The sequence below is a fragment of the Shinella sp. M27 genome, from assembly GCF_049199905.1.
In the GTDB taxonomy this organism is placed as follows: Bacteria; Pseudomonadota; Alphaproteobacteria; order Rhizobiales; family Rhizobiaceae; genus Shinella.
Window position 1 is genome coordinate 74,807 of record NZ_JBLZPK010000039.1, and the last position, 23,493, is coordinate 98,299.

The 23,493-nt window shown below is 63.5% G+C and carries 22 protein-coding genes and 2 pseudogenes; 17 read left to right on the forward strand and 7 right to left on the reverse strand.

Going from position 1 to position 23,493, the window contains the following annotated elements:
• Positions 1-16 precede the first annotated feature (16 nt).
• Positions 17-340 (reverse strand): exopolysaccharide production repressor protein, encoded by a 324-nt coding sequence (locus ACOZK4_RS15970; RefSeq protein WP_421592729.1) that lies wholly within the window; start codon positions 338-340, stop codon positions 17-19.
• A gap of 710 nt (positions 341-1,050) precedes the next feature.
• Here ACOZK4_RS15970 and ACOZK4_RS15975 point away from each other — a divergent pair.
• From ACOZK4_RS15975 to ACOZK4_RS15990, 4 genes are all read left to right on the forward strand, one after another.
• A complete protein-coding gene (locus ACOZK4_RS15975; protein WP_421592730.1) occupies positions 1,051-1,728 on the forward strand; it encodes a sugar transferase in 678 nt (225 codons plus the stop codon).
• 65 nt (positions 1,729-1,793) lie between these two features.
• A complete protein-coding gene (locus tag ACOZK4_RS15980; RefSeq protein WP_421592731.1) occupies positions 1,794-3,059 on the forward strand; it encodes a polysaccharide biosynthesis/export family protein in 1,266 nt (421 codons plus the stop codon).
• A gap of 10 nt (positions 3,060-3,069) precedes the next feature.
• On the forward strand, positions 3,070-4,323 hold the full coding sequence (locus ACOZK4_RS15985; protein ID WP_421592732.1) for an O-antigen ligase family protein: 1,254 nt from the start codon (positions 3,070-3,072) through the stop codon (positions 4,321-4,323).
• The gene (locus tag ACOZK4_RS15990; RefSeq protein WP_421592733.1) at positions 4,320-5,342 is read left to right on the forward strand and encodes an acyltransferase family protein; all 1,023 of its coding nucleotides are present in this window, start codon (positions 4,320-4,322) and stop codon (positions 5,340-5,342) included. Before ACOZK4_RS15985 ends, ACOZK4_RS15990 begins: the two co-directional genes overlap by 4 nt.
• Positions 5,343-5,344: 2 nt before the next feature.
• Here the strand turns inward: ACOZK4_RS15990 and ACOZK4_RS15995 are convergent.
• Positions 5,345-5,504 (reverse strand): annotated as a pseudogene (locus tag ACOZK4_RS15995) (AsnC family transcriptional regulator); the annotation flags it as partial.
• Between the two features lie 4 nt (positions 5,505-5,508).
• Between ACOZK4_RS15995 and ACOZK4_RS16000 the strand changes: the two are divergent.
• Positions 5,509-5,778 (forward strand): annotated as a pseudogene (locus ACOZK4_RS16000) (M20/M25/M40 family metallo-hydrolase); the annotation flags it as partial.
• A 4-nt stretch (positions 5,779-5,782) separates the two neighbouring features.
• Here the strand turns inward: ACOZK4_RS16000 and ACOZK4_RS16005 are convergent.
• The gene (locus ACOZK4_RS16005; RefSeq protein WP_421592807.1) at positions 5,783-6,625 is read right to left on the reverse strand and encodes a MurR/RpiR family transcriptional regulator; all 843 of its coding nucleotides are present in this window, start codon (positions 6,623-6,625) and stop codon (positions 5,783-5,785) included.
• Between the two features lie 161 nt (positions 6,626-6,786).
• Here ACOZK4_RS16005 and ACOZK4_RS16010 point away from each other — a divergent pair, with 161 nt between their 5' ends.
• From ACOZK4_RS16010 to ACOZK4_RS16020, 3 genes are all read left to right on the forward strand, one after another.
• Complete coding sequence (locus ACOZK4_RS16010; protein WP_421592734.1) at positions 6,787-8,247, forward strand: MFS transporter; 1,461 nt, start codon at positions 6,787-6,789, stop codon at positions 8,245-8,247.
• A 5-nt stretch (positions 8,248-8,252) separates the two neighbouring features.
• Positions 8,253-8,930, forward strand: coding sequence for an aspartate/glutamate racemase family protein (locus ACOZK4_RS16015; RefSeq protein ID WP_421592735.1), 678 nt, complete (start codon positions 8,253-8,255; stop codon positions 8,928-8,930).
• A gap of 165 nt (positions 8,931-9,095) precedes the next feature.
• Positions 9,096-9,707 (forward strand): TerC family protein, encoded by a 612-nt coding sequence (locus ACOZK4_RS16020; RefSeq protein WP_421592736.1) that lies wholly within the window; start codon positions 9,096-9,098, stop codon positions 9,705-9,707.
• A 70-nt stretch (positions 9,708-9,777) separates the two neighbouring features.
• On the opposite strand, the gene ACOZK4_RS16025 is transcribed toward ACOZK4_RS16020, so the two are convergent.
• The gene (locus ACOZK4_RS16025) at positions 9,778-10,479 is read right to left on the reverse strand and encodes a GntR family transcriptional regulator (RefSeq protein ID WP_313528463.1); all 702 of its coding nucleotides are present in this window, start codon (positions 10,477-10,479) and stop codon (positions 9,778-9,780) included.
• A 124-nt stretch (positions 10,480-10,603) separates the two neighbouring features.
• On the opposite strand from ACOZK4_RS16025, the gene ACOZK4_RS16030 reads away from it, so the two are divergent.
• The 7 genes from ACOZK4_RS16030 to ACOZK4_RS16060 all read left to right on the forward strand — a co-directional run bounded on the left by ACOZK4_RS16030 (position 10,604) and on the right by ACOZK4_RS16060 (position 16,971).
• Positions 10,604-12,118: an aldehyde dehydrogenase family protein gene (locus ACOZK4_RS16030; RefSeq protein WP_421592737.1), complete on the forward strand. Its 1,515-nt coding sequence runs from the start codon at positions 10,604-10,606 to the stop codon at positions 12,116-12,118.
• Between the two features lie 125 nt (positions 12,119-12,243).
• Positions 12,244-13,194, forward strand: coding sequence for a substrate-binding domain-containing protein (locus ACOZK4_RS16035; RefSeq protein WP_313528467.1), 951 nt, complete (start codon positions 12,244-12,246; stop codon positions 13,192-13,194).
• Positions 13,195-13,266: 72 nt separating this feature from the next.
• Positions 13,267-14,286 carry an ABC transporter permease gene (locus tag ACOZK4_RS16040; RefSeq protein WP_421592738.1) on the forward strand — a complete coding sequence of 340 codons (1,020 nt, stop codon included), beginning with the start codon at positions 13,267-13,269 and terminating at the stop codon, positions 14,284-14,286.
• Positions 14,286-15,017, forward strand: a complete 732-nt coding sequence (locus ACOZK4_RS16045; RefSeq protein WP_257947058.1) for an ATP-binding cassette domain-containing protein — start codon at positions 14,286-14,288, stop codon at positions 15,015-15,017. The genes ACOZK4_RS16040 and ACOZK4_RS16045 overlap by 1 nt, the downstream gene beginning before the upstream one ends.
• A 24-nt stretch (positions 15,018-15,041) precedes the next feature.
• Positions 15,042-15,884, forward strand: a complete 843-nt coding sequence (kduI, locus tag ACOZK4_RS16050) for a 5-dehydro-4-deoxy-D-glucuronate isomerase (protein ID WP_421592739.1) — start codon at positions 15,042-15,044, stop codon at positions 15,882-15,884.
• Positions 15,881-16,636: a 2-dehydro-3-deoxy-D-gluconate 5-dehydrogenase KduD gene (gene kduD / locus ACOZK4_RS16055; RefSeq protein ID WP_421592740.1), complete on the forward strand. Its 756-nt coding sequence runs from the start codon at positions 15,881-15,883 to the stop codon at positions 16,634-16,636. The genes kduI and kduD overlap by 4 nt, the downstream gene beginning before the upstream one ends.
• An 8-nt stretch (positions 16,637-16,644) precedes the next feature.
• On the forward strand, positions 16,645-16,971 hold the full coding sequence (locus ACOZK4_RS16060; protein ID WP_421592741.1) for a cupin domain-containing protein: 327 nt from the start codon (positions 16,645-16,647) through the stop codon (positions 16,969-16,971).
• On the opposite strand, the gene ACOZK4_RS16065 is transcribed toward ACOZK4_RS16060, so the two are convergent.
• Both ACOZK4_RS16065 and ACOZK4_RS16070 read right to left on the reverse strand, forming a co-directional pair.
• Positions 16,972-17,919, reverse strand: a complete 948-nt coding sequence (locus ACOZK4_RS16065; RefSeq protein WP_421592808.1) for a GGDEF domain-containing protein — start codon at positions 17,917-17,919, stop codon at positions 16,972-16,974.
• A gap of 147 nt (positions 17,920-18,066) precedes the next feature.
• On the reverse strand, positions 18,067-19,815 hold the full coding sequence (locus ACOZK4_RS16070; protein WP_421592742.1) for a peptidoglycan D,D-transpeptidase FtsI family protein: 1,749 nt from the start codon (positions 19,813-19,815) through the stop codon (positions 18,067-18,069).
• Positions 19,816-20,087: 272 nt separating this feature from the next.
• Here ACOZK4_RS16070 and ACOZK4_RS16075 point away from each other — a divergent pair, with 272 nt between their 5' ends.
• Together ACOZK4_RS16075 and ACOZK4_RS16080 are read left to right on the forward strand one after the other, a co-directional pair.
• The gene (locus tag ACOZK4_RS16075) at positions 20,088-20,756 is read left to right on the forward strand and encodes a DUF2161 domain-containing phosphodiesterase (RefSeq protein WP_313528481.1); all 669 of its coding nucleotides are present in this window, start codon (positions 20,088-20,090) and stop codon (positions 20,754-20,756) included.
• A gap of 71 nt (positions 20,757-20,827) precedes the next feature.
• A complete protein-coding gene (locus ACOZK4_RS16080; RefSeq protein WP_421592743.1) occupies positions 20,828-21,883 on the forward strand; it encodes a bifunctional transcriptional activator/DNA repair enzyme AdaA in 1,056 nt (351 codons plus the stop codon).
• 7 nt (positions 21,884-21,890) lie between these two features.
• Here the strand turns inward: ACOZK4_RS16080 and ACOZK4_RS16085 are convergent, their stop codons facing one another.
• Positions 21,891-23,375: an MDR family MFS transporter gene (locus tag ACOZK4_RS16085; protein ID WP_421592744.1), complete on the reverse strand. Its 1,485-nt coding sequence runs from the start codon at positions 23,373-23,375 to the stop codon at positions 21,891-21,893.
• Between the last annotated feature and the right edge of the window lie 118 nt (positions 23,376-23,493).

Consider the following 23,493-nt stretch of genomic DNA (forward strand, 5'->3'; position numbering starts at 1 on the left):
GAAAGCGGCTGCGCAATCAGGACTGCGAGTGGCCCGGCTCCTTCATCGACACGGGCACCGACGGCTTGGTGCCTTCCAGCCCGGTTTTGCGGCGGGCGGCACCCTCCAGTTCGGCCTTGCGGGCCTTTGCGGTGCGCCAGGTTATGAACAGCAGCGCGAGGAAATAACCGATCTGGATCAGCACGGCGCAGATCACCGTCTGGATCGCGGTCGTCGCAAGCGAGCCGGTGGAGATGTAGGTGACGATCGCGAAGGCCACGAGCGCGAAAGACATGCTCAGGAAGAAACGCGGCCCAAAGGCCGGGCTGTCCCGCCATTTCGTTTCCGGCGCACGTTTCATCGGTGGATCTGCCTTCTCCTCTGAGGCTCACGGGAGACTATACGGGGCCGCTGTCTGCCGTGCAATCTTTGGTATTAACCAGTCGCATGCGGCCCTGGTTCCTGCTTTTCGCCCAATTGTGTTGTGCTTCCGTTACCGCGCAGGGCCATCCGGCAGAATCATCTGCCCCGTTCCTGCCCCTATTCCGACACGGTTGGACAAAGTCGGGACCACCGCCTCCCTGATGGCGGGAAATCGTGATTTTGGGCTGCATCCGATGGGTTGCGCACGCGGCGGACCGCGATCAAGTTTTGTTACAATTTGAGCGGATTCTAATGGAAAATTTTGCAATGCAAAATAATATTGCAATGCAAAAATTCATTCCAGATGCACGTCTATCTACCTGTCACGGTGCACGCGGCCGCGCCGTTTCACGTAGAGATATGTAAAAGCGGGGAGGCCGAGCGCGTCAAAAGAAGTGATGAAAGCAAAGGTTCGTGAATTTCAAGTGTGAAAAAGGCGAAAGATGCTTCGGCGTGCCAGCCGGGGATACTGTTGCGTGGAGAATAAACCTTAAAATTAGGAGATGATGATCTTCTGAAGTTCCAAGGCTGATTTCTTTGTCCACCGATCACGCTTCAAAAAACAAACTGTGACCATACACTCCCCGTTGGATGCAGGAACGCGTCCCAAGGACCCGACCAAATCGCAAATCCAATGGAGCCATCTCTATGAAGTCCGCGACCCGATCGGCCAGTTCGCCGTTTTTCAGTTCGTCAATATCCGGCGCTCCGCCGGTAGGGGGGATATCGAAACGGAGCTTTGACATTCTGGTGGCACTGGCCGCCCTCATCGTGCTCAGCCCGATCTTCGTGCTGATCATGACCCTTGTGAAACTATCCGACGGCGGCAAGGTCTTCTATGGCCATCGCCGCATCGGCTATAACGGATCGAGTTTCCGTTGCCTGAAATTCCGCACCATGGCGGAAAATGGCGATGCGCTTCTCCAAGCCTATCTGGAGGATAACCCAGCCGCCGGCGAGGAATGGCGCACCACGCGCAAGCTGCAGCACGATCCCCGCGTCACCGTGGTCGGAACCGTGCTGCGCAAGCTGAGCCTGGATGAACTGCCGCAGCTCATCAACATCGTCAGGGGCGAGATGAGCCTTGTCGGCCCGCGCCCGGTGGTGGAGGACGAGCTGGAACTCTATGAAGGCTCCGCCGTCTACTATCTCCAGACCCGCCCCGGCCTGACCGGCCTTTGGCAGGTCAGCGGGCGCAACGACGTGTCCTACGAAACGCGCGTCGCCTTCGACACCCACTATGTGCGCAACTGGTCGCTGACCAGCGATCTCATGATCGTCGCGCGCACCATCCCGGCCGTCTGCCTTTCCCGCGGCAGCTACTGATCCGAAGTGTTCTCGCGCCCGTCCGGCAAGTCGGATGGGCGACAACGCTCGAAGAGAGGGGTTTCATGAAGACGAATTCGACCGCGGCATCCGCCGCGACCGCCTTTTCTGTCAAAGTCCTCGGCGGGCTTTGCCTCGCCTTCGCCCTTGCCGCGCCGGCCGCAGCCTCCGCGGAGGAATACCGGCTCGGCGTGATGGACAAGCTGCGCATTCGCGTCGCCGAATGGCAGACCGCCGAAGGCGCCATTCGTGACTGGAGTGCGGTGAGCGGCGACTACGCCATCGGCGCCGACGGTGCGCTCTCGCTGCCCTTCATCGGCCAGCTGCCGGCGGACGGGCGCACCTCCGCCGAACTCGCCGAGGATATCGGCAAGAAGATGCAGGTGCTCTTCGGCCTGAAGGACCTTCCCTCCGCCTCGGTGGAGATTGCCGAATACCGGCCCATCTATATCTCCGGCGAGGTGCAGACGCCCGGCGCCTATCCCTTCGCGCCGGGCCTGACCGTGCTCAAGGCCGTCAGCCTGAGCGGCGGCCGCAAGCGCGGCGATCCCGGCCAGCGTTTCGCGCGCGATTTCCTGCGCTCGGAAGGCGAGGCGGCCGTGCAGGTCGCCGAGCGCAATCGCCTCCTCATCCGCCGCGCCCGAATTGCCGCCGAGATGAGCGGGGCAAACGAGATCGTCACGCCCAAGGAGCTCGACAATTCGGACGAGGCGCGCGCGATCCTCGAAAGCGAAAAGGCACTGATGACCTCGCGCGAAAAGCGGCTACGGCTGCAATTGACTGCGCTCGCCGATCTGAAATCGCTGCTCACCAACGAGATCGATGCGCTCGGCAAGAAATCCGAAACGCAGACGCGCCAGCTGGAGCTGGTGCAGGGTGACCTTTCCAAGGTGGATTCGCTGGCCGAGAAGGGGCTCGCCATCAGCTCCCGGCGGCTCGCGCTGGAGCAGCGCACGGCCGATCTGCAGGCGGCGTTGCTCGACATCGATACGGCCTCCCTCAAGGCCAAGCAGGACATCAACAAGGCGACGCAGGATGAGACCAACCTGCAGAACGATTGGGACGCTACCCTAGCGCAGGAATTGCAGAACACCGAGCAGGAGCTGGACACGCTGACGCTGAAGCTCGGCACGAGCCGCGACTTGATGTCGGAGGCGCTGATGCAGTCGGCCGATGCCGCCTCGCTGAAGGGTGGGATGAGCGCCGACAATATCGGCTATTCGATCCTGCGCACGGTCAAGGGCAAGGCCGAGCAGATCCGCGCCACCGAAACGACGCCGGTCCTGCCGGGGGACGTCGTGAAGGTGGAACTCGATCTGGCGACGCAGTGAGGCTTCGGCGATGCGGATTGCGAAGACGCGCCTGATCGGACCCGATGGCAACGAGGCCTATGCCGCGTTCGCCATCGCCCTGTCCTTCTTCGTCTTCGCCTATTCCTTCCGTTTCGGTCAGGCCTCCATCCTGGCCTATTACGCGCTGTGGATGCCGCTCGTCGCCGTCGATTACCGGCGGGTTCTGGGTAACTACGTGCACTATGCATGGATCTTCGCCTTCGCGCTTTTCGCCTGTCTCTCCGTCTTCTGGTCGCAGGCGCCGGGCACCACGGCGCGGGCGGGCGTGCAATATCTCTCGCATGTCGTCTGCGCGCTGATCGCCATGCGCGTCGTCGACACACGCACACTGGTGCGCGGCGGTCTGATCGGTACGGGATTGGTGCTGCTCTACTCGATGGTCTTCGGCGTCTATCACCTCGATCCGCTCGACGGGACCTACAGTTTCGTCGGCGCCTTCGCCTCGAAGAACCAGCTTGGATTCTATGCCTCGCTGGCAGTGCTCTTTGCCTTCGTCGCGCTCTTTCTCGGCGTCGAGCGCGGCCTGTGGAAGCTTGCCGCCATCGGCTGTGTGCTGGTCGCGCTCTATTGCCTCAAGGCGTCGCAATCGGCGACCTCGGTGTTGACGACCGTTGCCATTGCCGGCCTTTGTCTCGCGCTCAGGGCGCTGGAAAGACTGGCACCCCGCCATCGCAAAATGCTGTTCCTGGCGCTCGCCGTTCTGGCCGTGTTCATCGTCATCGCCGGTGCCTATGGCGGCGGTTATGAAATGGTGCTCGGCGCCTTCGGCAAGGATGCGACGCTGACCGGCCGCACCTATCTCTGGCAGCAGGGCATCGAGACGGCGGGCGAAGCGCCCGTTGCCGGCATCGGCTACCAGGCGTTCTGGGTGCAGGGCTTTGCGCTTGCGGAAAAGCTCTGGGCGGATTTCTTCATCTCCGGGCGCAGCGGCTTCCATTTTCACAACACCTTCATCGCCGCCACCGTCGAAACGGGCCTCGTCGGTTGCCTGCTTCTGACGATGGTGCTCGTCGTCACCCTTGCCGGGCATCTCTGCCGGCTGCTTTCGGCGGCACGTGACGCGGAGGCGCTGGTGCTCTTCACTGTCGCGGCGCTGCTCGCCGTGCGCACCTTCGTGGAGATCGATATCCTCAATCCCTACCATGTCGGCTCGTTCCTGCTCTATTTCGCCGCCGGCAAGCTGGCGGACGGGCGACGGCGCGCTATCCCGAGTTCTGCTCCCCACAGGGCGGCCTTCGCATGACGGCGAAACCTGCGTCCGGCACCCTCTATGGCGTGCAATATCTGCGCGCCTTCGCGGCGCTGGCCGTCGTCTTTTTCCACGCGGCGGAGCGCACCGGGCATGCGTTTGCCATCGGGGCGGCCGGCGTCGATGTCTTCTTCGTCATCAGCGGCTTCATCATGTGGGTGATCGTCGAGCGGCGTCCGGTCTCGCCCGGCCGCTTTCTCCTCGATCGCATCCGCCGCATTGTGCCGGTCTATTGGCTGGCGACGGGCGTCATGGTGGCGGGTGCTCTGGCGGGGCTCTTTCCCAATCTCGTGCTGACGACCGGCCACGTCGCCGCCTCGCTTTTCTTCGTGCCGATCCGTTCTCCGAGCAGCGGCGAGATCTGGCCGGTGCTCGTGCAGGGCTGGACGCTGAATTACGAGATGTTCTTCTACCTCGTCTTCGCCGCTTGCCTTGCCCTGCCGCTACGGTTGCGGCTTTGGAGCATGGCCGGGATATTCGGCCTGCTGGTCGCCCTCGGCCTCGTAGTCGAGAGCGATGCGCCTCTCTTCCTTACCTATACCCGCCCGATCATCCTCGAATTCGTCGCCGGCATGCTGATCGCCCGTCTGTGGCTCGACGGCCGGGTGCCGGGCCGCCCGCTGGCTTTCACGCTCGTCGGCTTCGGCCTTGCCGGCTTTGCGGCCATCGGCCTGCTGCGGCTGCCTTTCGACGAATGGACCTGTGGCCCGCTCGCCTGCGCGCTGGTCTATGGCACGATCGCCCTCGAAAAACATGGTGGCATTCCGCGTCTTGCGCTTCCCGTCATGCTTGGCGACGCGTCCTATTCGATCTATCTTTGGCACACATTCGCGATTTCCATCGTCGCCAAGGCCGGCATACTGCTCGGCCTGCCACCGGCTCTCGCCTTCGTCCTCTCCGTCTGCGCCGGCCTTGCCGTGGGTCTTGCCGCCTATCGCCTTGTCGAGCGTCCGCTGTTGCGGGGCGGCAGGGATGGCTGGTTCATCAGGCGACGCGCTAGGACGACGGGCTGAGTTCAGGTTGGAACGCGCAAGCCCACCTTGATGCGATCCATCGCCACGAAGGGGCGGAAGCGCTTTGCCGAAGAACAGGCGGCGGGTGAGGGCTTCGTAATCCGCCATGGCGGGCACGACGATGACCAGCACGAAATCGGCCTCGCAGGTGACGTAATCGCATTTTCTGAACGATGCATCGCTGACGGGCGAGGCTTTCGCGGCGGCTGCCGATGTCTTCGCCCCGGAAAACGTCGAACTGCGTCGCGAGCCGATGACGGGTTCTGAGGATTTTGCCCGCTTCCTCGATTTCGTGCCCGGCTGCTTCATCTTCCTTGGCAACGGCAGACAATCCGCGCCGCTGCACAATCCGACCTACGATTTCAATGACGACGATCTCGTTTACGGCGCAAAATTCCACGCAAGTATCGTTCGCGTTCGCCTTCCGCGGGCTTAAACCCTCACAGCTCTTCGAGCGTATCGCCGAAGCGCTCGATGCCGCGCAGGCGGATGCGGCCGGCGGGGCCGGCGCGTTCGATCGTGCGCGTCGTGATGAGGTGGCAGACGGCCATGACCGAGACGTGGTTGAACAGTGCGCCGGGCGCGAGCGTCTGACAGCGGAAGTGCCAGGCGGCGCTGGCGCGATGGGCGACGCCTTCGTCGGTGATGTAGAGGAGCTTTGCGCCGCTCTTCTCGATGGCCGTCAGGATGGTTTCCATCTGTGCGACGCGGCGGCGCAGGCCGAAGACGATGGCGACATCCTCGCCGGTGACGCTGACGAGATGTTCGCCGAGCGTCTGGCCGGCGCCGGGAATGGCGACGATGTTTTCCACCACCTGCGTCATCTGCCATTGCAGGTAATCGGCAAAGGCGTGGCTGCTGCGAAAGCCGAGGACCCAGGTCTTGCGCGCCTTGAGGATCGCATCGGCGACCGTATCGACCTGCGCGTCCGTGATCGTGGCGAAGGTGCCCTCGAGGTTGGCGATGCCCTGCGCGGCATGGGCGGCGACGGATTGCTCGGCGGCCGCATCGGTGGAGGCGGCGAGGAATAGGCGGGAGCCGGTCTGCCGCTCGTCGCGCGCATGGCGGCGGGCCTCTTCATAGGTCTCGTAGCCGAGCCGGCGCACGAAGCGCGTCACCGTGGCATTGGAGACCTGCGCCAGCTTGGCGAGTTCGGAGGCGGAATAGCTGGCGAGCTCGCCCGGAAAGTCGCAGACGAAATCGCCCAGCCGCCGCTCGGCCGGATGCAGGTCGTCGAGCGCGTCGCGCACGCGAAACAGAAACGACCGATCCGTTGAACCCATCTTGCTCACCGTCTTCTCCCGATAAATCAAGGTTGTAGTCGACCCGACGGACTTCGCAAGGCGTGCTGTGAAAAGCGCTAACAAAGTTTATTGAAAAATGGATTTCACGTGTGTATTATGTGAAAATTGATTTTCATACTGATGCCAAAGAGGAGGAGACTATGGCAGCAGAAGGCATGGTGCAGTCCGGCAAATCATCGCCGGCTATCCGTCAACTGGAGGGCGCACTGACCCGCATCGGGGTCACACGTGCGCACAAGCAGATTATCGCACTGGTCTTGATCGGTTGCCTGTTCGACGCGTTCGAGCAGAACACGATCGGCGTGTCCGGCCCGCTCCTGAAGGAGCACTGGGGCCTGACCGGCACGGATATCGGCTTCCTGAACACGATCACCTTCGGCAGCGCGGCCATCGGCCGCCTGCTTTCGGGCATTCTCGGCGACCGCTACGGCCGCCGCGTCATGCTGACGATCAATCTCTTGCTGTTCTCGCTCGGCTCGGCCGCCTGCGCGCTGGCACCGGACTTCATGTTCCTGTGCATTGCGCGTGCGATCGTCGGCTTCGGCGTCGGCGGTGAAATTTCGACCGCCGTCACCATGCTGTCGGAATTCTGCTCGCCGAAATTCCGCGGAACGGCCGCCGGCCTCGTCAATGTCGGCGCGGGCGGCTTCGGCAACTTCCTGGCGCCCGTCTACGGCCTGATGATCTTCAGCATCTTCCCAGGTGAGGATAGCTGGCGCTGGCTTTTCGCCTCGCTCGCGCTGCCGGCTTTGCTCGTCGTGTTCTATCGCCGTTTCGTGCCGGAAACGCCGCGTTTCCTCGCCTCGCAAGGGCGCATCGACGAGGCGAACAAGGTGCTTTCGGTGCTGGAGTCCGGTTCGCTCCGACCGAAAAACCTCGTGGTCCGCGAATATCTTTCCAAGGACAACGAGCAGGACGCACCGCGTGCCAAGGGGGGCTGGAAGGAACTTTTCCGCGCTCCGTTCCTCGGCCGCATCGTGCCGGTATCCATCGCCATTCTGATGAGTTACGGCGCGCAGCTGTCCGTTCTGACGCTGATGCCGGTCATCTTCGTCTCGATGGGCTACACGCTACAGGGCAGCCTGCTCTACAGCATGATCATCCAGTCGGGCAGCGTGCTCGGCGCCATCGCGGCCTCAATGTTCGGCTACTACTTCCCCCGCAAGCGGGTGCTGACGGTCGGTGCGGTCTGCGCCTGCCTGGCCGCACTCTCCATCCTGCAGTTCGGCATGACCATCTATCTGGTGCTGTTCTTCGGGGCGCTCTTCCAGTTCTTCGTGCTTCTTCTGAACACCTCGATCTGGATTTACGCGCCGGAACTTTTCCCGACGCGCATCCGCGCCTTCGGCGTCGCCTTCATCCTGGCGACGGGCTCGGCGGCCGGTTCCTTCGTGCCGACCATCTCGGGCGCCCTGTTCGACCATTACGGCATGGGCGGTGTGTTCGGGCTTGCCGCGGCCATGTACGCGGTCTTCGCGCTCTGCATCCAGCTGGGACCGGAGACCTACGGCATGTCGATGGAAGACATCACCCAGCGTGCGGATACGGCAGGGACGGACGAAAGCATCCCCGCCGTCGAACCTCTGAAGGCAGGAGCATAACGGAAATGGCCCCGCATATACTGTTGATCAATCCCAACAGTTCGCTTGCCACGAGCGACATGATGCAGGCGATCGCCCTCAGGGCCGCCGGCGGCAGGCTCGATGTCAAGGCCGAGACAGCGGACCGCAGCCCGCCGATGATCACGACGCCCGAGCAGCTGACAGCTTCAGCCGCCCAGGTGGTCGAGCTCGGCACGGCGCATGAACGCGATTGTGCGGGCATCATCGTCAGCGCCTTCGGCGATCCCGGTCTTGCGGAGCTTCGCCGCAAGGTCAACGTGCCGGTCGTCGGCATCTGCGAGGCGTCAATGATCGAGGCTTCACAAGGTGGGCGCCGGTTCGCCGTTGCCACCTCGACGCCTGAACTCGTCGAGGCCATCGATCAGCGTGCGTATGATCTCGGCCTCGGTCATCTCTATGCGGGCGTCCGCTGCACGGCGGGCGATCCGCTCGCTCTTGCGGCCGATGCCGAACTTCTGGCCGAAGCGCTGGCCGGTGCGGTGCGCGACTGCATCGATCTGGCCGGAGCCGAAGCCGTGATTATCGGCGGCGGCCCGCTCGGCCAAGCCGCCGAACAGCTGCGCACCCGCTTCGGCAGGCCGGTACTCGGCCCCATTCCCTGTGCCGTGGAACGGGTCTTTGCACTGATCGAACGCGACGGGGTCATGCCTCAGGCCATCTGAGGTCCTTTGTTGCGCATCGTGCGATCGGCGGGCCAGTTCCGCCGATCGGCATTTTCGCGGAATTGTGTATTCGCCTTGCAAAGCGCAAATCCAAAAGGGTACTGATCGGAATCAGACGGGCAGGGGACGGCCCGTTTCGGCCTCGCGTATCGGAAGGTGGGACGCATGGAAATTCTGACGGCTGCCGGTCTTACGGCGCTCTTGCAGGTCATCGCAATCGACCTGGTTCTTGCCGGCGATAACGCCGTCGTCATCGGCCTTGCCGCCGCCGGTCTCGACCCGGCGCAGCGCAAGAAGGCGATCCTCGTCGGCATCATCGCGGCAACGGTGCTGCGCATCCTTTTCGCGACGGTGGCGGTGCATCTGCTCGCCATCATCGGCCTGCTGCTCGCCGGCGGTCTGCTTCTGCTCTGGGTCTGCTGGAAGATGTGGCGCGAACTGCGCGGCGGCCATGGCAGCGCGGAAGAGGCGAGCCTCGAAGACACGCCGAAGAAGACCTTCTTCCAGGCCGCGACCCAGATCGTCGTCGCCGACGTCTCCATGTCGCTCGACAACGTTCTGGCTGTGGCCGGTGCCGCCCGCGAGCATCCGAGCGTGCTGGTCATCGGCCTTGCGCTCTCCATCGCGCTGATGGGCATCGCGGCGAACTTCATTGCCAACCTGCTCAACAAGCATCGCTGGATCGCCTATGTCGGCCTCGCGATCATTCTCTATGTCTCGCTCGACATGATCTATCGCGGCGTGCTCGAGGTCATGCCCTACGTCAGCGCCGGCTGAACGTCTTTCGCTTCAGCTAGGGCCAAATTTCCTGGCGCGCGATGACAATCGCGCGCCTTTTGCGTTTTCGTCACTCGAACAGGTCCGGATTGGACGCCTCGATCTGCGGCAGGTCGGTGAGGATGCCGTTGAGGTGGCTGCGCATGGCGGCCTCGGCGGTATCGGCATTGCGGGTGTCGATGGCGTCGATGATCGCCTCATGCTCGGCGATCAGCCGGCTCATGGAATCGGGATGGCGGAGCTGAAGATTGCAGACCCGGTCCATATGCGCCTTGATGTCGGAGATGGCGTTCCAGGCGAGGCCACAGCCAGCGCCCTCGGCGATGGCTATGTGAAACTGCTCGTCCTCGCGGCGGAAGGCGTTGTGGTCGTCGCCGTCGCGGGCGGCCTTCTGGCGGGCGAGGATCGTGTCGATCTTGCGCCGCGTCCAGCTGTCAAAGCTCTCGCTGGCGCGGCGGGCGACGGCGGTCTCGATCGCCTCGCGCACGAAACGCGCCTCCATCATCTGCCGTGCCGAGATGCGCACCACGACGGTGCCACGGTTCGGCCTGATATCGACGAGCTTCGACTTGCCGAGCGCGATCAGCGCCTCGCGCACCGGCTGGCGCGACACGCCCATGCGGGTGGCGATGTCCTGTTCCGATAGCCGCATGCCGGGGGCGAGCTCAAGGCGGATGATGGATTCGCGCAGGTCTCGCTCCACCTGCGCTGCCGCGGTTTCGCCCGTGTCGATCTTCAGGGATTCAAGGTTCACGTCTTTTCCCGCCATCATGCGTTGACAACCAATTTGAGCCACCATACAGTACCATACAATTCATGTGCAACAGAAATCCGGTGGCCTGACAACCGGATCAACAGGGAGGGGCTGGCGAGCTATTGCCGGCCGAAAGACGATATTGCTGTCCAATTTCATTGCACCCGATTCCCGTGACCCGCGGCTGAATATTAAAGCCCGCTATCAGATGCTTGTCGATGGCAAGTCCGTCGATGCGGCATCCGGCCGGACGATCGATCGGGTAAGCCCCGGCCATGCCGGCGCGGTTGTCGGCACTTGGCCGGAAGCTTCTGCGGATGACGTGCGCCTGGCGATTGCCGCCGCGCGCCGTGCCTTCGATACCGGCCCGTGGCCGCGCATGTCCGGCGCCGAGCGCTCACGCCTGATGTTCAAGGTGGCGGACCTTATCCTTGTGCATCAGGAAGAGCTGGCGCTGGCCGAAAGCCTGGAGGTCGGCAAGCCGATCGCCCAGGCTCGTGGCGAGATCGGCTTCTGCGCCGACCTCTGGTCCTATGCCGCCGGGCAAGCCCGCGCGCTGGAAGGCCAGAGCCACAACAATATCGGCGATGACCGCCTCGGCCTCGTGCTGCGCGAACCGGTCGGCGTCGTCGGCATCATCACGCCCTGGAACTTCCCCTTCATCATCGCCTCCGAGCGCGTGCCGTGGGCGATTGGCGCCGGCTGCACGGTGGTGCTGAAGCCATCGGAATTCACCTCCGGCACCTCGATCCGCATGGCGGAGCTGGCGCGTGAGGCCGGCATTCCGGATGGCGTATTCAACGTTGTCACCGGCTATGGCGATCCGGCCGGCCAGGTGCTTGCGGAAGATCCCGGTGTCGACATGGTGGCCTTCACCGGCTCCGTGCGTGTCGGCACCAAGCTCGGCGAGATCGCGGCGCGCAGCGTCAAGCGTGTCGGGCTGGAACTCGGCGGCAAGGGACCACAGATCGTCTTTGCCGATGCGGACCTCGAAGCTGCGGCCGACGGCATCGCTTATGGCGTCTACCACAATGCCGGCCAGTGCTGCATTTCCGGCAGCCGCCTGCTGGTCGAGGAGAGCATCCGCGATGCGCTGATGGAGCGCCTGCTCGATATCTCGCGCAAGGTCACCTTCGGCGATCCGCTGAACGAGCGCACCAAGATCGGTGCGATGATCTCCGAGGCGCATGCGGAAAAGGTGCATTCCTATGTCGAGGCCGGTGTGGCTTCCGGCGCGAAGCTTCTGCTCGGTGGCGAAAGGGTCGGCAGGGAGGCCGGTCTCTACTACGCACCGACCGTGTTTGCCGGTGTCACGCCCGATATGTCGATTGCCCGCGAAGAGATTTTCGGGCCGGTGCTGTCGACGCTGACCTTCAAGACGGCGGACGAGGCGGTGGCGATGGCCAATGCCACGGAATTCGGCCTGTCGGCCTCCGTCTGGTCCACCAATCTCGAAAACGCGCTGCAGAGCATCCGTCGCATCCGCGCTGGCCGCTGCTGGATCAACAGCGTGATCGACGGCACGCCGGAACTGCCGATCGGCGGCTACAAGAAGAGCGGGCTTGGCCGCGAACTCGGCCGCTACGGCTTCGATGAATATTCCCAGTTCAAGGGCGTGCACGTCACGTTCGGGCGTCCTGCGCCCTGGTTCGGGTAACGGGCTGCCCATAAGGGCGGTCATGAGGAGGAAAAGCTCGGCTGGCGAAATCTTTGGTCGGAGCCCGCCAGCCGAGACTTGGGTCTTTTGGACCCGCATTGCACATCCAAAGGGAGGATACGCAAATGAAAATGACCAGGTTGAAAGCCGCGGCAATGGCCGCGGGTCTTGCCACGATGATGGCATCTACGGCGCTTGCCGCAGACGTCAAGGCCACGATGATCATCTACCTCGATCCGAGTGTCCAGTTCTTTAATCCCGTGGTGAAGGGCGCGCAAGACGCAGCCGCCCAGTTCGGCGTCGATCTCGACGTGCAATATGCCAACAACGATCCGGTGCGCCAAAACGACCTGATCGAAAGCGCGACGGCGAGCGGCGTTGACGGCATCGCGGTCGCGATCTCGTCGTCGGATGCCTTCGATGAAAGCATCTGCGCGGCCACCAAGGCCGGCATCATCGTTATCGGCTTCAACAATGACGACCTCGACGGCGCCAAGGGCAATTGCCGCCAGGCCTATGTCGGCATGAACGAGTTCGCCTCCGGCGTCGAGCTCGGCGAACGCATGATCAAGGAATTCGGCCTGAAGTCCGGCGATGTCGTCTTCAATCCGCGCGAAATTCCGGAGGCGAGCTTCGCGGTCGCCCGTGGCGGCGGCATCGAGAAGGCGATGACGGAAGCCGGCATCAAGGTCGAGACGGTGCGCGCCGGCCTCGACCCGGCCGAAGCGCAGAACATCATCGCGCAGTTCCTCATAGCCAATCCGAATGTGAAGGCGCTGTTCGGCACGGGCTCGGTCACCTCGACAGTCGGTGCGGGCGCCATCAAGGATGCCGGCGTCAACATCCCGTTCGGCGGCTTCGATCTTGCTGTCGAGATCGTCAATGCGGTGGAATCGGGGGCGATGTTCGCCACCATGGACCAGCAGCCCTATTTGCAGGGCTACTATCCGATCGCCCAGATCGCGCTTGCCAAGAAATACGGCCTGACCCCGACGGACGTCGACACCGGGCAGGGTGCCTTCCTAGACAAGTCGCGCATCAGCTCGGTCAAGCCGCTGATCGGCAGCTACCGCTAACCGGACTGCGCGGGAACCTGCCGGCGTGCCCCGGCAGGTTCCTTCCCCCGAAAAAAGATCGAGTGCCAGACCGTGACCCCTATCCTTGCCGACAGCGTCGCGCCCCGTTCGCGCACGCAAAGACAATCCATCCTCAAGCAGATCATGGGCATGCCCGCCGGAGCGATCTTCCTCGTCTTCATGGCGTTGCAGATCGTCTGCATCGCCGGCGCGCTGCTCTATCCCAATGAGTTCCGCTATCTCTCGCCGCAGAACGTGACGATCCTGATGAAGGCTGTTCCGGTGCTCGGCTGCCTGGCGCTCGGCGCCGGTGTGCTGATGATCGCAGGCGAGTTCGACCTCTCCATCGGCTCCGTCTACACCTTCACCGCCGTGCTGATGGCGAGCCTTGTCGGCGCCGGCGTCAGTGCCTTCGTCGCGGCCCCGCTCGGCATTCTGGCCGGTGTCCTGATCGGCCTTCTCAACGGCCAGATCACGATCCGCTTCGGCCTGCCGTCCTTCATCGTGACGCTCGGCGGCCTGCTGTTCTGGCGCGGTGCCGTGCTGCTCTACAATGGCGCGGTGCAGGTGCGCTTTGATCCCGAGCCGGTCTTCACCAGCCTGTTTTCCGGCACGTTTTTAGGCATCAACGCTGCCTTCATCTGGATCGTGCTCTTCGTCGTCGGCTTCCATTTCCTGCTGCACCGTCACCGCTTCGGCAACCATGTCTTCGCGACGGGCGGCAATCGCGGCGCGGCCGAGGCGATCGGCATCAACACCAACCGCGTCAAGCTCATCGCCTTTGCCATTGCCGGCGGCATGGCAGCAGTGGCCGGCATTCTTGCCACCGCTCGCGTCGGCAGCGTGCAGCCCGGCCAAGGTGCGGGCCTCGAACTCCAGGCGATCGCCGCTTGCGTCATCGGCGGCCTGTCGCTGCGCGGCGGCCGTGGTTCGATCATCGGCGTCTTCCTCGGCGTGCTGCTCATCCACACCATCACCGACGTGCTGCTGCTTCTGCGCGCACCCGGCTTCTATCTCGACATGTTCATCGCGACGCTGATCGTGCTGGCCGCCATTTTCAACCATCTCATCGAGCGGCGGGGTGTTGCGTGATGTCCAATCTTCTCGAACTGCACAATATTTCCAAAAGTTTTGGTGCCCTGACCGCGCTGCGCAATCTGAGCTTCCATATCGGCGAAGGCGAAGTGGTCGGTCTGCTCGGCGATAACGGTGCGGGTAAGTCGACGACGGTCAACTTGATCTCCGGAATTCACAAGCCGACGGATGGTTATCTCAGCGTCGATGGAAAGAAGACTCTCTTTACCTGCCGCTCGGACTCTGCCGATGCCGGCATCGAGACGATCTACCAGCACACTGCCCTGGTCGACAGCCTCTCGATCACCCGCAACATCTTCATGGGGCGCGAGCTGACGGATCGCTTCGGCTTCCTGCGGCAGGCCGAGATGCGCGAGATCGCCATGGAAGTTCTTCAGAACGCCGTGCATATTTCGGGCATCGACAGCCCGGATACGCTGGTCGGCAATCTCTCCGGCGGCCAGAAACAGGCCGTCGCCATTGCGCGTGCCGTCTATTTCAAGAAGCGCGTGCTGCTGCTCGACGAGCCGACTTCGGCGCTCTCCGTGCGCGAGACGGAAGCGCTTTTGAACCAGGTGCTGAAGCTGAAGGCGGAGAACGTCTCCAGCGTGCTGGTGACGCACAACATCTACCACGCCTACCAGGTCTGCGACCGTTTCGTGATCATGAGCCACGGCACCAAGGTCTTCGATGTCGCCAAGGCCGACACGACGATCAACCAGCTCACCGACTATGTCGTGCTCACCTGATCCCATTATTGAAAGGCATATGCCGTGACACTTTCCGTATCCGTACGTCAGGTCGTTGGACCTGAGGACGCCGCAAGGCGCAACACGCAGGGCCTGCGCGATGGCTTCGTCATCGAGACGCTGTTCCGGCCGGGGGAGATCAATCTCACCTACAGCCATCTCGACCGCATGATCGTTGGTGGCGTCGTGCCGACCGGCGAACGGCTCGAGATCGACCGTGTCGCCGAAACCGGCACGGACCAGTTCCTCGAGCGTCGCGAGGTGGCGATCATCAATATCGGTGGCGCCGGCTCGGTCAGCGTCGGTGGCAAGGATTATGCGCTCGGCTTTCAGGAGGGCGTCTATATCGGCATGGGCGAGGGCGCGCTCGGCTTTGCCAGCGATGATCCCGCCGAGCCGGCGCTGTTTTATGTCCTGAGTGCGCCCGCGCATCGAAAGTGCCCGACGGTGCACATCACCCGCGACATGGCGAAGAAGGTGCATCTGGGCTCGGCGGAGGAATCCAACCACCGCACCATCAACCAGTATGTGCATCCCGATGTCTGCGAGAGCTGCCAGCTTCTCGTCGGCCTCACCATATTCGAGCCGGGCTCCGTCTGGAACACCATGCCGGCCCATGTGCATGACCGGCGCATGGAGGTGTATCTCTATTTCGGCATGCAGGAGGCGACGCGGGTCTTCCACTTCATGGGTGAGCCAAGCGAGACGCGCCATGTCGTGCTGAAGAACCATGAGGCGGTCTTGTCGCCCGGCTGGTCGATCCACTCGGGCGCCGGCACGGGCCGCTATGCCTTCATCTGGGCCATGGCGGGTGACAACATGAGCTTCACCGACATGGACAAGGTGCCGATGGAATCCCTGCGATGACCACCTTCGATCTTTCCGGCCGCTGGGCGATCGTCACTGGTGCCAATACCGGCATCGGCCAGGCCATCGCCGTGGGACTGGCGAAAGCGGGCGCCGATATCGTCGGCGTCGGCCGCTCCGCCATGGCGGAGACCGAAGTGGAGGTGAAGGCGTCCGGTCGGCGGTTCGTCAGCGTGACGGCGGATCTCTCCAAATCGGGCAGTGCTGCCAACGTTCTCTCCGAGGCTCTGGCCGTCGGTGCGACACCGGATATCCTTGTCAACAATGCCGGGATCATCCGTCGGGCGGATTCGCTTGATTTCACAGAAGAGGATTGGGATGCGGTGCTCGACACCAACCTGAAATCCGTCTTCTTCCTCTGCCAGGCCTTCGCCAGGGCAGCACTTGCGGCGGGGCGGCCGGCGAAGATCATCAACATCGCTTCGATGCTTTCCTTCCAGGGCGGCATCCGTGTGCCGTCCTATACGGCGGCGAAGAGCGGCCTTGCCGGCATCACCAAGCTTCTGGCAAACGAATGGGCGGCGCGCGGCATCAATGTGAATGCCATCGCGCCCGGCTATGTCGAGACCAACAACACGACGGCGCTGCGGGCCGATGCCGAGCGCAATGCCGATATCCTGAAGCGCATTCCCGCCGGCCGCTGGGCGCGGCCGGAAGACATGGCCGGCGCCGCGATCTTCCTTGCGAGCCCGGCCTCCGATTACGTCCATGGCGCCATCCTGCCCGTCGACGGCGGCTGGCTTGCCCGATGAGAGGACCCATGCAGCCCTATACGCTCCCCGAAGATACCGTCTGGACCGAAGTCGCCCCCGGAAACTGCCGCGCGGTGCTGAGCCATCGGCCGGAACTCATGCTCGTCGCCTTCCGGTTCGAGGAGGGCGCCATCGGCGCGCTGCATTCCCATCCGCACACGCAGGTGAGCTATGTGGCCGAAGGTGCTTTCGACGTCACGGTGGATGGCGTCACCACACGGCTTGCCGCCGGCAGCAGCTTCATCGTTGCGCCGAATCTTGTGCACGGCGTGGTTGCGCTGATGCCCGGCCTGCTGATCGATACGTTCACGCCGTGCCGTGACGATTTCCTGTGATCACTCCGAAGATACCGCGGTCGTCGGGCCCAGGCGCCGGTCGGGCGGGATTTCGATGCTGATCTGGTCGCGTCCGCGCATCTTCGCGGCATAGAGCGCGAGATCGGCCCGACGATAGACGGCGGCGGGATCGTCGCCGCGGGCGATCCAGGCGAGCCCGGCCGAGAAGGTGTAGCGGAAGCTGGCCTGCTCGGGCACGGGCCGGGAATGGCGGACGGCGACCAGCATGCGCTGAACTATCGCCTCGGCATCCTCCATCGTGGTGTTGGGGAGGATGAGCAGAAATTCCTCGCCGCCGACACGGCCGAGAATATCGGTCCTGCGGACGTGGCGCTGCAGCGTGATGCCGAAATCCCTGAGCACTGCATCGCCGATGCCATGGCCGAACCGGTCGTTGATATATTTGAAATTGTCGATGTCGAGCACGGCGAGGCAGCCGACATCCTGCTCGCCGCCGCCGGCCGAGCAGACGAGCTCGCCGAGCTTACCCATGACATAGCGACGGCTGGGAAGCCCGGTCAGCTCGTCGGTCTGCGAGGCCTTGATCGCGATGTCGCGGTCCTGCCGCAACGACCGCTCGTCCGGCCTGATGGAGCTGATGTCGCTGGCAATGCAGAGCATCCAGCCGTCGGGCTGCATCGTCTCGGCCATCCAGAGCCATCGGCCGTCATGAAGATCGGTCTCGAAGGCGCGGAAACCGCTTTTGCCCCGCCGCGCCTGCGTGGAATGCAGCCAGGTTTCGAAATTCGCGGTCTCGATGACCGTACCGCGCCGCGTGTGGTAGTTGCGGCGCATGAGTTCGGACCAGAGAGGTTCTTCGTCATCCCCGATGAACCAGGCGGCGCGGAATGCCCGGTTGGCAAATCGAAGGCGATCCTCCGGGTCGAAGACCGCGATGAGATTGCCGGCGTGTTCCATCAGCTGCACTAGGTGCAGCATCATTTGCATAGCGGCCAAGGGCGTCATGTCCTCAGGATGATTCTCGCCTGAAATCTAGAGGTGCCGGATAAACAAAGTCTTAGATGACATTCCCCCGACGGTGCCGTTTCGGGCGCGGATTGCGCCAGAACGGAACAGGCCGGCGGCCTTTGCCCCTCAATAGTCGACCAGTTGCATGTCCGCCCCCGGATCGCCGAAGCGTGGTTGCACGCCGAGCAGCGGCGCGACGCGGCGGATGATCGCCTTGATCATCGGGGCTGCGGTGGAGGCGGCAGTGCGGCCGCCATTCTCGCCGGTCCGGGGCGCGTCGATAATCGACAACACAATGTAGCGCGGCTTGTCCATCGGGAAGGCCGCCACGAAGGCATTGAAATTCATGTCACGCGCATAGCGCCCGTTGATCACCTTGTCGGCCGTGCCGGTCTTGCCGCCGACATGGAAACCCTCGACCTGCGCGTGGCGGCCGGAACCCTTGATGCCGTTCCAGTCGTAGAGCGTTCGCATGTCGGCGCTCGTCTTGTCCTTGATGACGCGGGTGGCGAGCGCCTGCGCCTCTTCCTTCGTGCGGGGCAAGAAGGTCGGCGGCACGAGATAGCCGCCGTTCATCAGGGCGGCGGCGGCAACCGCCGTCTGCAGGGGCGTCGTCGCCACGCCATGGCCGAAGGAGATCGTCACGGAATTGATCTTCTTCCAGGTTCGCGGCTGGGTGGGTGTCGCGACACCGGGCATTTCCGTCTCCATCTTCGAGAGCAGGCCGAGCCTTGTCAGGAACTGCTGGTGGCCTTCGATGCCCACCATGTCGGCCACCGCGGCAGTACCGATATTGGAGGAATACTGAAAGACTTCGGGGATGGAGAGCGGGCGGTTCTTGCCCTTGAAATCGCGGATGGTGAAGCCGCCCATGCGGATGGGGCGGGAGGCATCGACGACCGAATTGAGGTTGATCTTGCCCTCGTCCAGACCCATGGCGAGCGTGAAGCTCTTGAATGTCGAGCCCATTTCGAAGGTCGCGTTGCTGATGCGGTTGAACCAGCCCTTCTCGTATTCCTTGTCGATGCTGCCATCGGCCAGCCGTCGCGAGGGCTCGTTCGGATCGTAATCCGGCACCGAGGCCATGGCGAGCACTTCGCCGGTCTGGACATCGATGATGACGGCACCCGCTGCTTCCGCCTTGTAATCGACCATCGCCTTTGCGGCGACCTCGCGCACGATGTTCTGGACGCGCAGGTCGATGGAAAGCTTGACCGGCTCGAGCCGCGTGTCGTTGGTGAGGCCCGCCGCGCGCAGGTCCGCAAGGCCTTGGCTGTCGAGATAGCGCTCCATGCCGGCGAGGCCCTGGTTATCGACATTGACATGGCCGACGATATGCGAAGCCGTGGCGCCGCCCGGATAGATGCGCCGTTTTTCCGGCCGGAAGCCGATGCCGGGCAGGCCGAGCGCCAGAATATCGGACTGCTGCTTGGGCGTCAGCTGCCGCCGCAGCCATTGGAAGGCGCTCTGCGAGCGCAGCTTTTTGTGCGTCTCGCTCCAGTCAAGGTTGGGCACGACCAAAGCGAGTTTTTCCACCACCTCGTCGGCATCGATGATCCGCCGGGGTTCGGCATAGAGCGAGACCATGTTGAGATCGGTCGCGAGCAGCAGGCCGTTGCGGTCGACGATGTTCGGGCGCGAGGCGACGGCGTGGCCCGCGCCGATCGAGGCTGACTGGATGGGTTCCGAAATACCATATTGGATGAGCCGCGCACCGAGAATGACATAAGCAAGCGTGAACAGGCCGATCATGATGGCGAGACGCTGGCGCGCCTGCTTGCGTCGGCGGGCATTGGTGCCCAGAAGGTGCGCGCCCTGTTGCGGTGCGACGACGAAATGCGCGCGGCTTTTCAGCCGCATGATGAAAGCGATCATTTCCCACCTGCACGAGAACGCGTACCTGCCTAATGGCGTGTCACGTCACCAAGCAGAGGCAAGCCTGCGGGCAAAAATGGCGGAAAACCAAGGAAAATGTCCGTGAACGGCGGCAGATCATTAAACTTGCATTAATATACATTTAAAGTTGCTCTATGCCGGTTAACGCCTGATTTGCGATTTTCGGCCTGTGCCTGCAAACGGTGGGAGGTGACCCGCGCGACGTGATCGTTATAGTCGGCGGATGATTCTCCGTATCGATCTCTAGGCCCATGGAAACGTCGCTCTACCTGCCCGTCAAAGGCTTCCTCGAAAAGGCGGGCTATGTCGTCAAGGGCGAAATCGGCGGCTGCGATCTGGTTGGCCTCAGCGCCGACGATCCGCCCGTCGTGGTGATCTGCGAACTCAAGCTCAGCTTCAATCTGGAGCTTATCCTTCAGGCCGTCGACCGCGCTGCCGTTTCCGACGAGGTCTGGATTGCCGCGAAGGTTTCAGCCAAGGGACGCGGCCGGGAGGCCGACAAGCGTTATCGGGATCTCTGCCGCCGGCTCGGCATCGGCATGCTCGGCATTTCCGATGCAGGCGAGGTCAGTGTCATCGTCGGCTCCGTAACACCCATGCCGCGGACCAATCCGAAACGCCGGTCGCGGCTGATGCGCGAGCACCAGAAGCGGCGTGGCGATCCTGCGCTGGGCGGCAGCACGCGCACACCGCTGATGACCGCCTATCGCCAGCAGGCGCTTGGTTGCGCGGTGGCGCTGGTCGAGGGGCCGTTGCGTGTCCGCGACATTCGCGTCGGCGTGCCCGAGGCGGGCAAGATTCTGCAATCGAATGTATATGGCTGGTTCGAGCGGCTCGACCGGGGCATCTATGGTCTGACGGACGCCGGCCGCGAGGCCTTGGTGCGATGGCCGCAACCGTCGCCGGAGGCGCGTGGCTAGCCGGTCCAGCATTTTGAATAGGCGCCCGATTTTCGACCGACTGCCGCCGGAAGCAATGTTATCAGGATGTCATGCTGTTTACCCTTCCAGATCACGACACCCTCTACCAGGCGCTTGTCGCTCGCGATGAGCGCTATGACGGCCAGGCCTATGTCTGCGTCGCCTCCACCGGCATCTTCTGCCGCCTGACCTGCCCGGCCCGCAAACCGCTGCCGGGCAATTGCACTTTTCGCGCGACGATCGGCGAATGCATCGAGGCGGGGTTTCGCGCCTGCAAGCGCTGCCATCCGCTACAGGCTGCCGCAAGTGCCGACCCGGCGATCGGTGCCTTGCTGGCCGCACTCGACGAGCGGCCGGACATCCGCTGGTCGGAGGAGCATGTCGAGCGGATGGGCTACGACCTCTCGACGGTCCGGCGCAGCTTCAAACGACAGTTCGGCATGACCTTCCTGGAAATGGCCCGGCAAAGGCGTCTTCGCGAGGGTTTCGAGGTCTTGTCGGACGGAAGCAGCGTCATTGCCGCCCAGCAGGAGGCGCGGTTCGAAAGCGCCAGCGCGTTCCGCACCGCCTTCGCGAAAATCCTCGGCTGTGCGCCGGCCAGCCTCAAGCAGGATGGCCTGCTCAGGGCAAGCTGGATCGCCACGCCGCTCGGCGACATGGTCGCCGTCGCCAGCGAAACCCACCTGCATCTGCTGGAATTCATCGGCCGCAAGGCGCTTCCGATGGAATTGCGCAAGCTGCGGGCGGCAACGAAGGACGGCATCGGCCTTGGCCGGACAGGGGTGACGGAGCAGGCGAGCGCCGAGTTGGACGCCTTCTTCGCCGGCCGCTTCGCCGTCTTCGAAACGCCGCTGCATCAGGCGGGCAGCCCGTTCAGCCAGGAGGTCTGGGCCGAGCTTCGCCGCATTCCGGCCGGCACGACGCGCAGCTATGCCGAACTCGCCCGGCAGATCGGCCGTCCCGCCGCCACACGCGCCGTGGCGCGGGCGAACGGGGCCAACCAGATTGCGCTGATGGTGCCGTGCCATCGCGTGCTCGGCACGGATGGCGCGCTCACCGGCTATGGTGGCGGCCTTTGGCGCAAGCAGCGTCTGCTGGAGATCGAGCGCGAATACCGTTCCGCGTGAAGCGGGGTTATTCGATGATGGCGGCGATCTCGCTTTCCGCGCGGCCACGCAGCGGCTTTTCCGGCATCAGGTAGAAGAGCACCAGCGACAGGGCGGTCGCGGCGGCGCAGGCGATGAAGATATAGGTGAAGGGCAGGGCCTCCCTGACGCCGGCGCCGACTGCCTGAACATGTTCCCCGCCAAGCGGCAGGCCGTTGCTGAGCGCGATGGCGCCGAGCATGGCGACGCCGAGCGCGCCGCCAAGCGAGCGCAGGAAGGTCAGCACGCCGGTCGCGACCCCGAGATGGGCCTGATCGACGGCATTCTGCACGGATATGGTGGCGACCGGGAAGGTCATGCCGGACCCGAAGCCGACGCCGAAGGTCAAGAGTTCCAGCGTGAAGAGCGTCGTGTGCCCCGACAGGAAGGCCAGCGCGACGAGGCAGAGAACGCTGAAAGCGCCGCCGCCGATCGCGAGCCGCTTGTAATGGGTGAAGCGCGGAATGGTCCGCCCGCTGGTCGTCGCACCGAAGACGGTGCCGAGCAAGAGGCCGAGCATCACGATGCCGGAACTGCTGGCCGAAAGCCCATGGAAGGACTGCCCGTAAACGGGAATATAGACGGCCAGGCCGACATTGGCGGTCTGCCCGAGGAACATGGCGAGCGTGCCGTAGCGCACGATCGGATTGGCGAGAACCTCCAGCGAGATCAACGGCTCAGCGGCGCGCCGCAGCCTGAGCGCGAAGAGCGCCCAGAAGACTGCCGAGCAACCGAGCAGGCCGAGGATTTCCGGCGACAGCCATGTATAGCGGCTGCCACCCCAGTTGAGTGCCAAAAGAAGAAGGGCCGTGGCGGTGATGAGCAGGGCAGCGCCCGCCCCGTCGATGCTGTGCGCGCGGCCGACGACGGGCAGTTTCCTCAGGGGATTGTTGATGATGATGAGTGCCGCGATGCCGAGCGGAATATTTACCCAGAAGATCACCGACCAGTGCAGGTGCTCGGCAAAGGTGCCGCCCATCAGCGGGCCGGCGATGCAGGCGACGGCCCAGGTGCCGGAAATCCAGGCGGCGTAGCGCGCCCGTTCGCGCGGCGGCACGAGGTCGCCGATCACGATCTGTGCGAGCGCAAACAGGCCGCCGCCGCCCAGGCCCTGCACGGCGCGGCCAAGGATCAGCACCAGCATGTTGGGCGCGAGCGCGCTGATCAGCGAGCCCAAGAGGAAGATGATGATGGCGCCGAAGATCGTCGGGCGGCGACCATAGACATCCGAAATCTTGCCGTAGAGCGGCGCCATGGCGGTGGCGGTGAGAAGATAGCCGGTGACGATCCAGGGCAGGTAGTCGGCATGCCCGAGCGCTTTGCCGATCGTCGGCATGGCGGGTGCCACGATGGTCTGGTCGAGGGCTGCGAGAAGCATCGACAGGAGAACGCCCGCAATGATGACATTCTTCTCCGGCTCGGACAGGGTGATGGCCGTCGCCTGGGTTTCGTTCACGCGGGTGGTCTCGTTCATTCCGGCAGTCCGATCACAGTCCATGGCCGCTGCGGCCAATGCATAGTCAAAGATGGGCAGGAAACGGGATAGTCAACCCTTGCGACACTCGGCGGCCGCGAAAGGCTAAATTTCGCCT